The organism is uncultured Dechloromonas sp., from assembly GCF_945957265.1.
GTDB lineage: Bacteria > Pseudomonadota > Gammaproteobacteria > Burkholderiales > Rhodocyclaceae > Azonexus.
On sequence record NZ_CAMFKO010000001.1, the window covers coordinates 203,159 to 217,486 of the forward strand.

The following is a 14,328-nucleotide window of genomic DNA, read 5'->3' on the forward strand; positions in this document are numbered from 1 at the left end:
CCGCCAGTCATATTCCGGACGCCGGCGGGCAGCCGACGACCGCCGGTATTGTCAGGCCGGCTTATCCGGGATAATGCAGGCATGCGCCGTTACCTGAAAAAATACCTCCCCGATCACGAAACGATCCGCAACAACCCGTGGCTGCGGCCTTTCGCGTCGTCGCTGCTGCATCCGCGGCTGTGGCACCTGAACCGCCATTCGGCGGCCGGCGCGGTCGCCGCCGGGCTGTTCTGCGGCCTGATTCCCGGGCCGCTGCAGATGCTCGGCGCGGCGGCGTGCGCCCTGGTCTTTCGGGTCAACCTGCCGCTGGCCATGCTGGTCACGCTGTACACCAACCCGTTCACCATCGTGCCGCTCTACCTGGTGGCGTACCAGATCGGCCGGGCGACCATCGGGGAAAGCAACGGCTTCGTCGCGCCACCGAATGTCGACGTGGCGAATTTCATCGGCTGGACCGAGGCCATGCAACAGTGGATGCTGGCGGCCGCCAAGCCGCTCGGCATCGGCCTGCTCGTGCTGGCCTGCGGGCTGGCCGTGGCAGGCTATTTCGCCACGCAGGCGGCGTGGCGGATCTGGCTGATCGCCGCCTGGCGGCGGCGCAAATCGATCAGGTCTTGAAGCGGGCGATCGCGCTGGTCAGCGCGTGAGCCAGGTTGCGCAGCGTCTCGGCCGTCTGGGCGTTACCGGCGACCGCCACGTTGTTCTCCTCGGCCATCTGGGCAATCCGCTCGACGCTCTGGGCGATTTCGGTGCTTGCCGAGGTCTGTTCGCGCAGGGCGACCGAGATTTCCGAGACGGCATCCAGCACCTGGCGCGACTGCGTCTGCACCTGGCTGATCGCGTTGCCCGCCAGTTGCGCCTGATGCACGCCCGCCGCGACACGCCCCACGCCTTCCTTCATGCTCGACACGGCGGTTGCCGTGCCGGACTGGATGGCGCCGATCATGCCCGAGATTTCCTGCGTCGACTTGGCGGTCCGCTCGGCCAGCTTGCGCACTTCGTCGGCGACGACGGCGAAACCGCGCCCGGACTCGCCGGCACGCGCCGCCTCGATGGCCGCATTGAGCGCCAGCAGGTTGGTCTGATCGGCGATGTCCTTGATGGTATCGACGATGGCGGAAATCTGCCCCGACTGCTGTCCCAGCGCCTCGACCGCCGCCGCCGACTGGTTGACCGTATGGGCGATGGCCTGGATTTCATCGACCACGCCATGCACGATCCGTCCACCTTCGGCCGCCACTTCATCCGAGCGACGCGAGTATTCCTGGGCGTCCTGGGCATTCTTGGCAATGTGGTCGATACCCACCGTCGTTTCCTCGACGGCAGCGGCCATGCTCGATGCCGAATCGCTCTGCGACGAGCTGCTGGCCGAAATCTGCTGGCTTGACGAGGCGACCTGCTCCGAGGCGTCGTTGATCCGGTGCACATCCCGCTGGACGCCGCCGAGCAAGGTGCGGAACGAGGCGGCCATGTCGTTGAAGTCCTTGCCCGCAGCGTGCAGCTCATCAGTCCCGTGATTGTCGAATTCCACCGTCAGATCGCCATCCGCGAGACGGCGCGCGCCCTGCGAGAAGTTATGGACGCTGTTGATGACGGAATAATAGGTGCCGATACCCAGATAGCCGACGACGAGGATGATCAGGATGGCGATGATGAAGTTGAAAGCCAGCGTCCGCTTGGCTTCGTCGATGCGCTTCTGGAGCTGCTGCTCGAATTGCGGGATCAGGGTGTCGTACATCACCTTGTAGCCCAGATCGAGAACCTGGGTCACCTGATCGAAGTAGGCCTGGGGCGGCGTTTCGAACTTCTCGCCGATGATGTCGTTGCGTACCAGCGCAAAAATCCGCTCGGCCCCGTCGGAAAACTCCTTGGCAGGCGCCGCCAGTGCTCCCTGCAGGGTCGGCGCGTAGCGCAACACCTTTTCCACGTTGATGTTCTGCGCCTGCAGCGTGCCGGTCATCTGGGCGATCTGCGAAGCCAGGTCGATGCGCATCTGCGGCGACAGTTCCTTCTTGGTCAGCACGCCGGTGCCGCGCGCCCGCGTGATGCCGAGCTGCTCCAGGACCGCCGGCATCTTGGTGACGACGGTATCCATGAAGTAATAGGTATCCATCGCCGGATCGAGCGTCAGCTCCGAGTCGTCGGCGGTATCGCCCATGAACTGCAGGACCTTGGCAACCATTTGCGAATGGCGCTTGATATTGTCCGGGGCGGGCCAGGACAGGCCCTGGGCGCGGATTTCATCCCAATCCTGCCGTATCGACTTCCAGCGCGCGCCCTCGCGCAGCGTCGCGGACAGGGTCGTTTCGACCGCCGAAACCGCCTCGCTGACTTCCTTTTCCTTGGCTGCCCGCTTGTCCTTCATCGCCTCGTTGCCGCTGAGGACGCCCGAGGACAAGCCCCGGTGCTGCTGCATGAACTGCGCCATCTTGTTCAGGGGCTTGATCATGCTCAAGCCTTCCAGCTCGTGGCGTGCCGTCACGATATCCCGGTTGAGAGAGGAGAAAACCGAAAACAGCAGCAGGACGATGACGATACCGACCGCGGCGCCGAGCAGCATGAACTTGCTGCGGTAGCGCAGATTGTTCATCAAGGCGACCGCCGGCGAAAAAAGTGCTTGCATTTTCATACTCCCCAACAAACGGCAAAGAAGTCAGTTTTAATAAATTCTTGCAATTATGCCATATTGTAGGGGTGTTGTAACTATGTGTCTAGAACCCCGTCATTTAATTTCAAGATGCGATCCGCCTTCGCAGCCAGCTGCAGGTCGTGGGTCACCAGAATCAGGCTGGCCTTTTGCGAGCGTACCCGTTCGATCAACAGCCCGAACACGACGGATGCCGTATGACTATCCAGGTTGCCGGTTGGTTCGTCGGCCAGCAGGCACGAAGGCTGGCTGACCAGCGCCCGGGCGATCGCCGCCCGCTGGCGCTCGCCGCCGGAAAGTTCGCCCGGGCGGTGCTCCAGGCGGTGCCCGAGGCCGACCGCGGCGAGCGTTTCGGCGGCCTTCTCCAGCGCCACCGCCCGCTTTTCGCGACGAATCAGCAGCGGCATGGCGACGTTTTCCAGTGCCGAAAACTCCGGCAGCAGGTGATGGAACTGATACACGAAACCAAGGTGCCGGTTGCGCCAGTCGCCACGCTGCGCCTCGTTGAGCGAGGAGAACTCCCGGCCCATCAGGGAAACGTCGCCCGCCGTCGGCTTGTCGAGGCCGCCCAGCAGATGCAGCAAGGTACTCTTGCCCGACCCCGAGGCGCCGACGATGGCGATGGTTTCGCCCGCCATCACGCTCAGGTCGACAGCCGAAAGGACGGGCACTTCCAGTCCGCCGCCACGAAACACCTTGGTCACGCCGCGGGCGATCAGGATGGCTTCACTCATAGCGCAGGGCCTCCGCCGGATTGACGCGGGAAGCCCGCCAGCTGGGATACAGGGTGGCGAGCAGCGCGAGCACGAAGGCGATCAGCGTGACGCCCCAGACATCGCCCCATTGCAGGTCGGACGGCAGGTCGGAAATGTAATAGACCTCCTTGGACAGGAAATGCACGCCGAGCAGGCGCTCGATGAAGGGCACCACCACGTCGATATTCAGCGCCAGCGCGACGCCGCCGGCGATCCCCAGGCCCAGCCCGATGAAGCCGACGAGCGCCCCCTGGATCACGAACACCGCCATGATCGACAGGGGCCGCGCGCCCAGCGTGCGCAGGATGGCGATATCGGCCTGCTTGTCGGTCACCGCCATGACCAGGGTGGATACCAGGTTGAAGGCGGCCACGGCGACGATCAGCGAGAGAATGATGAACATCATGTTCTTCTCGATCTGCACGGCGCGGAAGAAGTTGGCGTGGCTCTTGGTCCAGTCGTGCAGGTAGGCGTCGGCGTCGATGTAGCGGACCAGTTCGCGGGCGATGCGCGGCGCCTGGAACAGGTCGTCGACCTTGAGGCGCACGCCGGTCACCCGGTCGTCCATCTGGTAAAGCTTCTGCGCGTCCTCGAGATTGATCAGCGCCAGCCCGGAATCGTATTCGTACATGCCGACCTCGAAGATGCCGACCACGCGGAAGGACTTCAGGCGCGGCACCACGCCGGCCGGCGTCACCGTGCCCTGCGGCGCGATCAGCGTCACCTTGTCGCCGGTGAAGACGCGCAGCGAGCGCGCCAGGTCGGCGCCGAGGACGACCCCGAACTCGCCCGGACGCAGGTCGTCGAGGCTGCCGCTCTGGATGGTCTTGCGGAAATCCGCCACCTTGTCTTCCTGGTCGGGCAGGATGCCGCGCACGATGGTGCCCTTGACGCCCCCATCGACGCTGAACATCCCCTGCGACTGCACGAAGGGCGCCGTCGCGCGGACCTCCGGATGCTTCATCGCCTGCTGCGCGATCGCCGGCCAGCCGGTCAGTTCGCCGTTGATGCCGGTGATCTGGATATGCGAGGCGACGCCGAGGATGCGCGTGCGCAGCTCCTTCTGGAAGCCGTTCATCACCGAGAGGACGACGATCAGCGCCGCCACGCCGAGCCCGATGCCGAGCATCGAGATCAGGGAAATGAATGAAATGAAATGGTTGCGTCGCTTGGCCCGCGTGTAGCGCAGGCCGATCAACAGTTCGTAGGGCAATGCCATTCGTATGCTAGCGGGCGTGAAAAGTCGCCATGGTACACTCTTCGGCCTCATCCCACCCTGACCGAACCGCGAACGCTTCCCGTGCACCTCACCCTGCTTGTCCCCGAACTGATCTGGCCTGAACCGAACGACCAACTGACCCTCGGGAAGCTCTCGGTGCCGGGCTTCGAATGGCTGGCCGCCCGCGCCCGCCTCGACCGCCGGCCGAAACAGGCTTTCGAAATCGCGCTCGCCCGGCTGTTCGGCACCGACGACATGCCCTTCGGCCCGCTGCGCCTGCTCGGCGAAGCCATCGGCGATGCGGCCCGCGACGGCCACTGGCTGTGCGCCGACCCGGTCCACCTGCGCTTTCACCATGAGCGCATCGTGCTCGCCGACGCCGGCGCCTTCGACGTGGACGACGACGAAGCCACGGCCCTCGCCGGCGCCCTGAACGAAACCTTTGCCGACGTCGGCCGCTTCCACGTCGCCACCGCCCGCCGCTGGTACCTGCGCCTCCACGAAGCCGTCGACCACCCGGTCGAACCGCTGTCGACCATGGCCGGCCGGCGCATGGACGGCGAACTGTCCGGCAAGGAAAGCCGCCTCACCCGCTGGCTCAACGAAGTGCAGATGTTCCTCCACGGCCACCCGGTCAACGCCAGGCGCCAGGCCGCAGGCAAGCCGGCCATCAACAGCCTGTGGCTGTGGGGAGGCGGAACCCTGCCGGCGCTGCAGACCGCCGCCTGGTCGGCGGTCTCGACCTGCAACCCGCTGGCGACCGGACTGGCCCTGGCTTCGGGCATCCCCGCCGAGCCGCTGCCGGCCAGCCTGGCCGAACTGCTCGAACGCGCCAAGGGCGACCGCCAGCTGGTCGTCCTCGACGCCCTGCTGCCGCCCGTGCTGTACGAGGACGGCCAAGCCTGGAAACAGGCCTGGCAGGCGCTGGATGACGACTGGTTCGCCCCGCTGCAGGGCGCCGCCGGCCGCCGCATCGAAAGCCTGAGCATCGTCGCCCCGACCATCTACGGCGAGCTGACCTGGACCCTGCGCGGCAAGGACCGCTGGAAATTCTGGCGCCAGGGCCGCCCGCTCGCCGCCCTCGCCAGGGAACTGGCCGAAGGAAACGCTTCGTGACCCGAATCACCACCCGCAGCGCCCCGCCCCGTGTCGTCTGGCAACTCGAACAGCAGGGGCTGCACCCGCTGCTCGCCCGCCTCTACGCCGCGCGCGGCATCACCGACAAGGCCGAGCTCGACTACGAGCTGAAGTCGCTGATCCCGCCCGCCGCCCTGACCCACGCCGGCGACGCCGCGCAACTGCTGGCCGACGCCATCGAGGCCGAGGCCAAGCTGCTGATCATCGGCGACTACGACTGCGACGGCGCCACCGCCACCGCCGTCGGCATGCGCGCCCTGAAGGCGCTCGGCGCCGATGTCGACTTCCTGCTTCCCGACCGCTTCAAGCTCGGCTACGGCCTGTCGCCGGAAATCGTCGATGTCGCAGCCGAGCAGTCGCCCGACCTGATCATCACCGTCGACAACGGCATCGCCAGCCTCGAAGGGGTCGCCCGCGCCCAGCAGCACGGCATCGCCACGCTGATCACCGACCACCACCTGCCCGGCGACACGCTGCCCGACGCCGAGTGCATCGTGAACCCCAACCAGCCCGGCTGCGATTTCCCGTCCAAGTGCATCGCCGGCGTCGGCGTCATGTTCTACGTGATGCTCGCCCTGCGCGCCGAACTGCGCGAACGCGGTTATTTTGCCGAGCGCCCGGAACCCAACTTCGCCAACCTGCTCGACCTCGTCGCGCTGGGCACGGTCGCCGACGTGGTCAAGCTCGACCGCAACAACCGCATCCTGGTCAGCCAGGGCCTGAAGCGCATGCGCGCCGGCCACATGCAGACCGGCATCGCCGCCCTGTTCAAGGCCGCCGCCCGCGATCCGAAGCGCGCCACCGCCTTCGACCTCGGCTTCCTGCTCGGCCCGCGCCTCAATGCCGCCGGCCGCCTGGCAGACATGCGCCTCGGCGTCGAATGCCTGCTCACCGACGACCCGGCACGCGCCCTGAGCATCGCCCAGCAACTCGACAACTTCAACCGCGAGCGCCGCGAAATCGAGGCCGGCATGCAGGAACAGGCGCTGCACCTGCTCGAGTCGATGGTCGTCGACGATGCCGCCGCCGGCATCGCGCTGTTCGACGCCGGCTGGCACGAAGGCGTCGTCGGCATCCTCGCCTCGCGCATCAAGGACCGCCTGCACCGCCCGGTGTTCGCCTTCGCGCCCGGCGAAGGCGGCATCATCAAGGGTTCCGGCCGCTCCATCCCCGGCCTCCACCTGCGCGATGCGCTCGACCTCGTCGCCAAGCGCCAGCCCGGCCTGCTGGTACGCTTCGGCGGCCACGCCATGGCGGCCGGCGCCACCCTGCGCGAAGGCGACTTCGAACGCTTCAGCGAGACTTTCGCCGCCGTCGCCAGGGAACTGCTAGCCCCGGCCGACCTGACCCGCACGCTGGAAACCGACGGCAACCTCGAAGGCGGCTACCTGTCGCTGGAAGCCGCCCGCCTGCTGGAAAACGAAATCTGGGGCCAGGGTTTCCCGGCGCCGCTGTTCGTCGATGAATTCGATGTCGAACAGCAGCGCGTGCTCAAGGAAAAGCACCTCAAGCTGCGCCTGCGCAAGGGCAACAGCCGCATCGACGCCATCCAGTTCAACTTCGCAACCCAGCCCGGCAACCGCACCCGGGCCGCCTACCGGCTGGCGATCAACGAGTACATGGGCGTCGAAAACCCGCAGCTGATGGTCGAATACCTGGAATGAAGCCGGCCGGGACGTCGGCAAGCCCGCCGACGCGGCCCCGATAGCCGCCCGGCCGGTCAGTCGCCGCCGGTTTCGGGAAACACCAGATCGACGCGGCGCATCAAGCGTCCGCATTCGGACGAACGGCAAGTGCCGGGCCTGACCTCGCCGCCGCCGACCCGCCGCCTGATCTGGTAGGCGCTGACGCCGTGCTTTTTCAGCACGGTGGCGACGGCACCGATGCGCGAATCGACGATCGCCAGGTTGAAGGAACGACTGCCGTGGTCGGCGGCATACCCGACCAGGGTTACCGACTGGCGCCGCTCGGCCAGCAGGCGGGCGGCCAGCAGCTTGAGCTTGCGCCGCTCGGACGAGGCGATGGTGCTCGAGCCCGGCGCAAAGAAAATGCTTTCATCCGGATTGACCGGCAAGCCCTCGTTCCTTCCCGGCGTCGGCGACTGCTCCGGCGCGCCCGGCCCCGCCGCAGCCTCGACCCGCGCTGTCGCCGGCCCGGACGCCTCGCCGGCGACGGCCGGCGCTTCCGGCCGGGGATTGGCGGCGCATCCGGCAAGCAAGGCGAGGAGAAGCGGCATGGCGACACGCAGCACCATGCCCCTACTCCGCATCGCGCACCATGTCGGCCAGGGGAATCCGCGCGAACTGCTCGTCCCTGTCCTGCAGATGGCTGATCAGCTCGGCTAGATTGATATTCAATGTTTTCAGCGCAACTTCGGGCAGGCCGGCGAGCGCCGCCGGCAGCACGCCCTCGGCCGGCCCCGGCAGACGCGCGATGACATCCCGGCCGGAAGCGGCGAGAACCAGACCGACCCGGCGCCTGTCGGCCGCCGTCTTCTGTTTTTCCAGGTAACCCTGGCCGACCAGCCTTTCCACCAGCTGGCTGCAGGTCGACTGATGTATCCCCAGGCGCTGGGCCAGCTCGGTGACGCCGATGGCCGGGGCGCGCTCGACCTCCTGGAGTATCCACATCTGGCTGCCCGGCAGGCCGCAGCACTGCTCGATGAGACGGAAATACTGGCGCATGGTGCCGTAGATGACGCGGAATTGCTGCAGCACTTCGAGCGACAGACTGGACGTGGGAGTCTTCATAAAAATTGCACTAAACGAGTGCGGCAATTATATTTATAACCAATGTAGTTTACAACCACCCACCGCACACTTCATTGGGCCAGCCCGACGCGGGCGACTTTCATCCTCATGCTGAACTCCATCCAGCTCTTCGGTTTCGTTCTGCTTGGCGGCCTGCTCGCCGGCGAAACCGCGCGCCGGCTGGCCAGACTGCCGAGAACAACGGGCTATGTGCTGTTCGGCCTCCTGGTCGGGCAGAGCGGCAGCAACTGGGTGACGCCGCTGCATGTCGAGTCGGCCCAGTTGTTCATCGACCTGGCCCTCGGCCTGATCCTGTTCGAACTCGGCTACCTGGTGCCGGCCGTCAGCCGTGCGCAACGCCTGATCCGCCTGCGGAGCGGGGCCGCCGTCGCCTGCGCCTCCGGCGGGCTGCTTTTTGCCGGCTTCGTCGCCAACGCGGTGCCGGTCGGCGTGGCGCTGTTCGCGGCGGCGCTCTGCCTGGCCACCTCGCCGGCCATCAGCATCGCCACCTGCAGCGATGTCGGAGCCCGGGGCGAGCGCACCGGCCTGCTCTACACCCTGGTCGCCATCAACGGCGTGATCGCCTTCGCCATCGTCATGCTGATCCTGCCCTTCCTCGACGACAGCCAGGCCCTCGGCACCTTCGGGCGCCTGACCACGGCCTTCGGCAGCATCGTCGGCTCCTTCCTGCTCGGCGGGGCATGCGCCGCGATCGTCCTGTTCGGGGCCGAGCGCCTCGAACGCCTGGCCGAGCACCAGCACCTGCTGATACTCGGCACCATCGTGCTCGGCGTCGGCACCGCCATCTATCTCGACATTTCGGTCTTTCTGCCCATGCTCGTCTTCGGCGCCATGGTCAGGGCGATCGACCACGACCACAAGGTGGTCGCCATCCGCATCGCCAGCGATGCCCGCGTCTTCCTGGTCATCACCTTCGTGCTGGCCGGGGCGGCGCTCGATATCGGCCACCTATTTTCCTACTGGCGCGAAGCGCTGCTGATTTCCCTGCTGCGCTTTATCGGGCAATGGGCAGCCCTCCGATACTGCCGCCGGGATCTGGCCCTGAGCCGGCGCGAATGCCTGCTCTTCGGCATCGGCCTGCAGCCGATGTCGAGTGTCGCGCTGGTGCTGCTGGTCAATATGCAGACGCTACACAACCGGATGAGCCCGGACCTGGTCGGCATGCTGATGGCGACCATCCTGCTCATGCAATTGCTCGGACCGCTGGCCACGCAGACGGCCATCCTCGGCTTCGGCGAGGCGACGCGGCTGCAGCCCGCCGCCGAGCCGCCGACCACCCATCGACAAGGAGTTTCGTGATGGCAAGACGTCCGTTACGCATCGGGCTCTCGGCCCGCATCTACCATCCCCTGCCCGGCGCCACCGGCCTGCAGTCCAAGTCGCTGCACTACCTCGAGCAGTCGGTTGCCCACTGGGTCATGTCGCGCGAGGTCATGGTCTTCATGATTCCCTCGGTCAGCGGCGACGGCCTGGTGCACCGGAGCAGCATCCGCCTGTCCGACTATCCGCAGCATCTCGACGGCCTCGTCCTGCAGGGCGGCGCCGACATCAGCCCGCAGAGCTACGGCGAGGAGCCGGCGCAGCCCGAGTGGGCCGGCGACCGCCTGCGCGACGCCTACGAGATGGAATTGCTGCACGAGTTCATGGAGGCCGGCAAGCCGGTGCTCGGCATCTGTCGCGGCGCCCAGCTGATCAACGTCGCGCTCGGCGGCACGCTGTACCAGGATATCGCCACCCAGTACGAGCGGCCCGACATCCACGTCCATGACGATTACGACAAGCATGCCCACGCCATTGCCTGGGAGACGGGCGGCAGCCTGGGCAAGCTCTACCCCGAGCAGGCCGGCGGGCGGGTGGTTTCCATCCACCACCAGGCGATCAAGGCGGTTGGCAAGGGCTTGCGGATCGAGGCGCGCAGCGTCGAGGACGGGCTGGTCGAGGCGGTTCGCCTCGAAGGCAAATCCTATGTCCTCGGCCTGCAGTGGCACCCGGAATTCCACCCGCCGGGCAGCCCGGAGCTGCTGAACTGCACGCCCATCCTCGACGAATTCCTCAACGCGGCGCGGGGCCGGCGATGGTAAGGCCGGGCCTGGCCTTGTCGCGGCGCACGACCGGGAGCCGGAGATGATCGACCGCCTGCTCGCCCCGCTGCGCCACGCCTGGGAAAGCCTGGTCGAGCGCCTGCTCTTCCTGCCGCCCTTTCCGGAAAGCATCGATTCGCTGGCCCTGTTCAGCCTGCTGCTCGTCGTCGGCCTGCTCATCGGCGAGTGGCTGCACGCCCACGCCCGCTGGCCGAAGGTCATCGGCTACGTGCTGGCCGGCATCCTGTTCGGGCCGTCGGCCCTGGGCTGGATCAGCATCGAGGCGCTGGCCCAGGCGCGGCCGATTGCCGACGCGGCGCTCGGCCTGCTGATGCTGGAGGTCGGCCGCCGCCTCGAACTGAAATGGCTGCGCCGCAACCCGGAGCTGCTGCGCGGCACGCTGGCCGACATCTCGCTCTCCTTTGCGCTGATCTTCGCCTTCGCGCTCTGGCTGGTCGGCCTGTCGCCGGCCTGGGCGGCCGCCACCGCCGCCGTCACCATGGCCTCGGCGCCGGCCGTCGTCCTGCTCACCATCGAGGAATCGCGCGCCCAGGGGCAGGTCACCGAACGCATCATCCTGCATACCGCGATCGGCTCGGCCGCTTCCTTCGTCGCCTTCGCCGTCGTGCTCGGCATCGTGCATGCCGAATTGAGCGCCGACTGGCTGAACGCCCTCCTGCATCCGCTCTGGGTGGTGGCCGGCGCGCTGCTCGTCGGCGGCCTCGGCGCCTGGCTGGCGCTGCGCATCGCCGACGCCCTGCCCAAGCGTTCGCTGGCCCAGGTCTTCGTACTCGTCGCCTGCGCCCTGCTCGCCGTCGGCATCGCCCGCATGCTGGCCGTGCCGGTCTTCCTCACCCTTTTCCTGATGGGCGTGCTGCTCGCCGCCTGCGACCGGCGGCAGACGCTGCGCTACACCGACCTGCCCGAGGGCCACTGGCTGCTCGCCATCGTGCTCTTCGTCATCGTCGGCGCCTCCTTGCCGTGGCAGGAATTCACCTGGCTGGCCGGCCTCCAGGCGCTCGGCCTGCTGCTCGTGCGCGCCGCCGCCAAGGCCGCGGCCCTGGCCTGGGCAGGAGGCAGCCTGCCGCTGTCGAAACGGCTGCTGGTCGGCGTCGGCATCCAGCCCCTGTCGGCCACGGCGGTTTTCATGGCCTATGAAATCGCCAGCCTTTATCCGGAGGTCGGGCGCTCCGCACTGACCCTGCCGCTGTTCGCCGCGGCGATGATGGAATTGCTCGGGCCGGCGCTCTGCCGCCTGGCCTTGAGCCGGTCCGGCGAATGCGGCGCCGGGGACAAGGGAGGTATCGCATGAGCGCCAGCGGACTGGAAAATTTCAAGGAAAGCGCGCCGCTGTCGCTCGGCGTCGAACTCGAGCTGCAGCTGGTTTCCCGGCGCGATTTCGACCTCACGCGCGGCGCCACCGACCTGCTCGGCAGCCTCGATTACGACGGGCGCTTCGGCGAGATCAAGCTGGAAATCACCGAAAGCATGATCGAGATCAGCACCCAGGCGCAATTGACCGTCGACGGCATCGCGGGCGACCTGGCCGGCCTGCGCGACACGCTGCGCCAGCACGGCGAGCGCAACAACATCGGCATCTGCGGCGGCGGCACCCATCCCTTCCACCACTGGCCGGAGCGGCGCATCTGCCCGGGCGAGCGCTTCAACGGCCTGTACCAGCGCTACGGCTACCTGGCCAAGCAATTCACCGTCTTCGGCCAGCACATCCACGTCGGCTGCACCTCGGCCGACGAGGCCATCTGGCTGACCCAGGCGCTCGGCGTCCATGTCCCGGCCTTCATCGCCCTGTCGGCCGCGTCGCCTTTTGTCGACGGGGTGGACAGCCTCTACCAGTCGGCCCGGCTCAACGCGGTATCGGCCTTTCCGCTCAGCGGACAATGCCCGCCGCTCGACGACTGGCCGGATTTCTGCCGGCATTTCGAGTTCCTGCAGGCCTGCGGCATCGCCCAGGGCATCAAGGACCTGTACTGGGACGTGCGGCCGAAGCCCGAGTTCGGCACGGTCGAGATTCGCGTCTGCGACACCCCGCTCGCCATCGAGCAGGCCGTCTCCCTGGCCGCCTTCGCCCAGTCGCTGGCGCGCTGGCTGTTGCGCACCCGGCCGCCGCTGCACACCGAAAGGCAGGCCCATGTCGCCCGCTACAACAAGTTTCAGGCTTGCCGCTACGGCCTGGAGGCGGAAATTTCCGACCCGGTCGGCCTCTGTCGCCAGCCGCTGCGGCAGAGCCTGGCGTCGCTGCTCGAAGCGATTTCCGGAGACGCCCGCGAACTCGGCTGCCTGCACTGGCTGAATCCGCTGAAGAACATGCTGGCCGAGGGCGCGGGCGATGCCGCCTGGCTGCGCGGGCGTTTCCGGCAGCATGGCAACCTCAACGACGTGGTGCGCGAAGCCAGCGAACGGCTGATGCGCTGAACAACCCGATACGGAGTATGAAAATGAGTCGCCGCTGGCCAGTTGTCCTGTTCCTGCTTTTGCTGCCGCCGGCGGCCCCGGCGGCCGCGCCGGGCTGCCAGTTCGACAAGCTGCCGGCCGGCGAGCGGAAACTCGGCCCGTGGATCGACCAGCGCAACTGGCTGGACATCGAGAACCAGCGCCTGACGCTGCAATCGGCCACCACCTTCATGCCGGCCTGGCGCCTGGCGCCGGCCACCGGGCGGCCGGCCGCGGCACGGGCCGCGCGACCGCTGGAAGAGCTGCCGGCAGTCGATCCGCTCGACGGCCAGGCGCGCAGCCTGGGTTTCCTGCTCGACAGCCGGCTGGCGGCCGACGGCATCGTCGTGCTGCGCAACGGCCGGGTCATCGCCGAGCGCTACCGCAACGGCCTGGCGGACGACCGGCCGCGCCTGCTGCTCGACGCCACGCGCCCGCTGCTCAACCTGCTCGGGGCGATCGGCGTCAGCCAGGGAAAGCTCGCCGCCGACAAATCGGTTTCCCGCCATATCCCGGCTTTCGCCGCCTCGGCCAGCCTGCGCAAGCTATCCATCCAGCGCCTGCTCGACGCGAACGAACGCCGCGCCTGGCCCCCGGAAGAGCTCGCCGCCTGGCGCCGGGCCGCCGGCTGGCGCGAAGGTGGCGGCGACGAGGGCATCCGGAACTGGCTCGCCCAGCCGAATCTCTGGGACAAGCCGCTGCCCGGCGGGCCCGACGCCGGCGCCACGGCCACGCCCGAAGACGACCTGCTGGCCTGGGCCCTGGCCGAAAGCAACGACCGGCCGCTGGCCCGCCTCTTCTGCGAGCAGCTGCTGCTCCCGGCGCGGCCGGAACACGAGGTGCTGTGGCTGAGCGACCCCCAGGGCGTCGAACTGGCCAACGGCCTCGCCCTCTCGCCACGCGATTTCGCCAGGCTCGGACAACTGCTCGTCGAGGCGCGCGGCAGCCGCAAGCGGACCAGGATTCCCGCCTGGTTCGTCGAAACCCTGCTCGCCTCGTCCGGCCTGCGCACGGGCGACATCAAGGGCCTGGCCAAGGGCAGCGAGCTGCGCTACGGCTTCGTCCACCTCGGCGGCGCGCCCAATCGCGTCGCCCTCGTCGGCACGCACGGCACCAGCCTCTACCTGGATTTCGACCAGCGGCTCGTCATCGCCAGCTTCGCAAGCTACCCGCAGGCGCATACGCCGGCGATGCTGGCCGTGCTCGAACAGGTCTGGCTGTCCATCGACCGCGGCCTGAAGCCCGCCCGGGCGCGCTGAGGCGGTCG

The 14,328-nt window shown here is 67.6% G+C and carries 13 protein-coding genes; 8 read left to right on the forward strand and 5 right to left on the reverse strand.

Going from position 1 to position 14,328, the window contains the following annotated elements:
* Positions 1–81 precede the first annotated feature (81 nt).
* Complete coding sequence (locus tag Q0P59_RS00955) at positions 82–618, forward strand: DUF2062 domain-containing protein (protein ID WP_295002527.1); 537 nt, start codon at positions 82–84, stop codon at positions 616–618.
* Here the strand turns inward: Q0P59_RS00955 and Q0P59_RS00960 are convergent.
* The 3 genes from Q0P59_RS00960 to Q0P59_RS00970 all read right to left on the reverse strand — a co-directional run bounded on the left by Q0P59_RS00960 (position 608) and on the right by Q0P59_RS00970 (position 4,615).
* The gene (locus tag Q0P59_RS00960; protein ID WP_295002529.1) at positions 608–2,623 is read right to left on the reverse strand and encodes a methyl-accepting chemotaxis protein; all 2,016 of its coding nucleotides are present in this window, start codon (positions 2,621–2,623) and stop codon (positions 608–610) included. The genes Q0P59_RS00955 and Q0P59_RS00960 overlap by 11 nt on opposite strands.
* Positions 2,624–2,703: 80 nt before the next feature.
* Complete coding sequence (gene lolD / locus Q0P59_RS00965; protein ID WP_295002531.1) at positions 2,704–3,381, reverse strand: lipoprotein-releasing ABC transporter ATP-binding protein LolD; 678 nt, start codon at positions 3,379–3,381, stop codon at positions 2,704–2,706.
* Positions 3,374–4,615, reverse strand: coding sequence for a lipoprotein-releasing ABC transporter permease subunit (locus Q0P59_RS00970; RefSeq protein WP_295002533.1), 1,242 nt, complete (start codon positions 4,613–4,615; stop codon positions 3,374–3,376). The genes lolD and Q0P59_RS00970 overlap by 8 nt, the downstream gene beginning before the upstream one ends.
* Positions 4,616–4,702: 87 nt before the next feature.
* Here Q0P59_RS00970 and Q0P59_RS00975 point away from each other — a divergent pair, with 87 nt between their 5' ends.
* On the forward strand, positions 4,703–5,737 hold the full coding sequence (locus Q0P59_RS00975; protein WP_295002535.1) for a hypothetical protein: 1,035 nt from the start codon (positions 4,703–4,705) through the stop codon (positions 5,735–5,737).
* Positions 5,734–7,422 carry a single-stranded-DNA-specific exonuclease RecJ gene (recJ, locus tag Q0P59_RS00980; protein WP_295002537.1) on the forward strand — a complete coding sequence of 563 codons (1,689 nt, stop codon included), beginning with the start codon at positions 5,734–5,736 and terminating at the stop codon, positions 7,420–7,422. The genes Q0P59_RS00975 and recJ overlap by 4 nt, the downstream gene beginning before the upstream one ends.
* 56 nt (positions 7,423–7,478) lie before the next feature.
* On the opposite strand, the gene Q0P59_RS00985 is transcribed toward recJ, so the two are convergent.
* Both Q0P59_RS00985 and Q0P59_RS00990 read right to left on the reverse strand, forming a co-directional pair.
* A complete protein-coding gene (locus Q0P59_RS00985; RefSeq protein WP_295002539.1) occupies positions 7,479–8,012 on the reverse strand; it encodes an OmpA family protein in 534 nt (177 codons plus the stop codon).
* A gap of 4 nt (positions 8,013–8,016) precedes the next feature.
* A complete protein-coding gene (locus Q0P59_RS00990) occupies positions 8,017–8,508 on the reverse strand; it encodes a MarR family winged helix-turn-helix transcriptional regulator (RefSeq protein WP_295002541.1) in 492 nt (163 codons plus the stop codon).
* A 108-nt stretch (positions 8,509–8,616) separates the two neighbouring features.
* On the opposite strand from Q0P59_RS00990, the gene Q0P59_RS00995 reads away from it, so the two are divergent.
* Genes Q0P59_RS00995 through Q0P59_RS01015 form a run of 5 tightly spaced genes read left to right on the forward strand, consistent with a single transcriptional unit; the run spans position 8,617 to position 14,320 of the window.
* Positions 8,617–9,828, forward strand: coding sequence for a cation:proton antiporter (locus Q0P59_RS00995; RefSeq protein ID WP_295002543.1), 1,212 nt, complete (start codon positions 8,617–8,619; stop codon positions 9,826–9,828).
* On the forward strand, positions 9,828–10,610 hold the full coding sequence (locus Q0P59_RS01000; protein WP_295002545.1) for a type 1 glutamine amidotransferase: 783 nt from the start codon (positions 9,828–9,830) through the stop codon (positions 10,608–10,610). Before Q0P59_RS00995 ends, Q0P59_RS01000 begins: the two co-directional genes overlap by 1 nt.
* 43 nt (positions 10,611–10,653) lie before the next feature.
* Positions 10,654–11,922, forward strand: a complete 1,269-nt coding sequence (locus tag Q0P59_RS01005; RefSeq protein ID WP_295002547.1) for a cation:proton antiporter — start codon at positions 10,654–10,656, stop codon at positions 11,920–11,922.
* On the forward strand, positions 11,919–13,043 hold the full coding sequence (locus Q0P59_RS01010; RefSeq protein WP_295002549.1) for a YbdK family carboxylate-amine ligase: 1,125 nt from the start codon (positions 11,919–11,921) through the stop codon (positions 13,041–13,043). The genes Q0P59_RS01005 and Q0P59_RS01010 overlap by 4 nt, the downstream gene beginning before the upstream one ends.
* A gap of 23 nt (positions 13,044–13,066) precedes the next feature.
* Positions 13,067–14,320, forward strand: coding sequence for a hypothetical protein (locus Q0P59_RS01015; protein WP_295002551.1), 1,254 nt, complete (start codon positions 13,067–13,069; stop codon positions 14,318–14,320).
* Positions 14,321–14,328 lie beyond the last annotated feature (8 nt).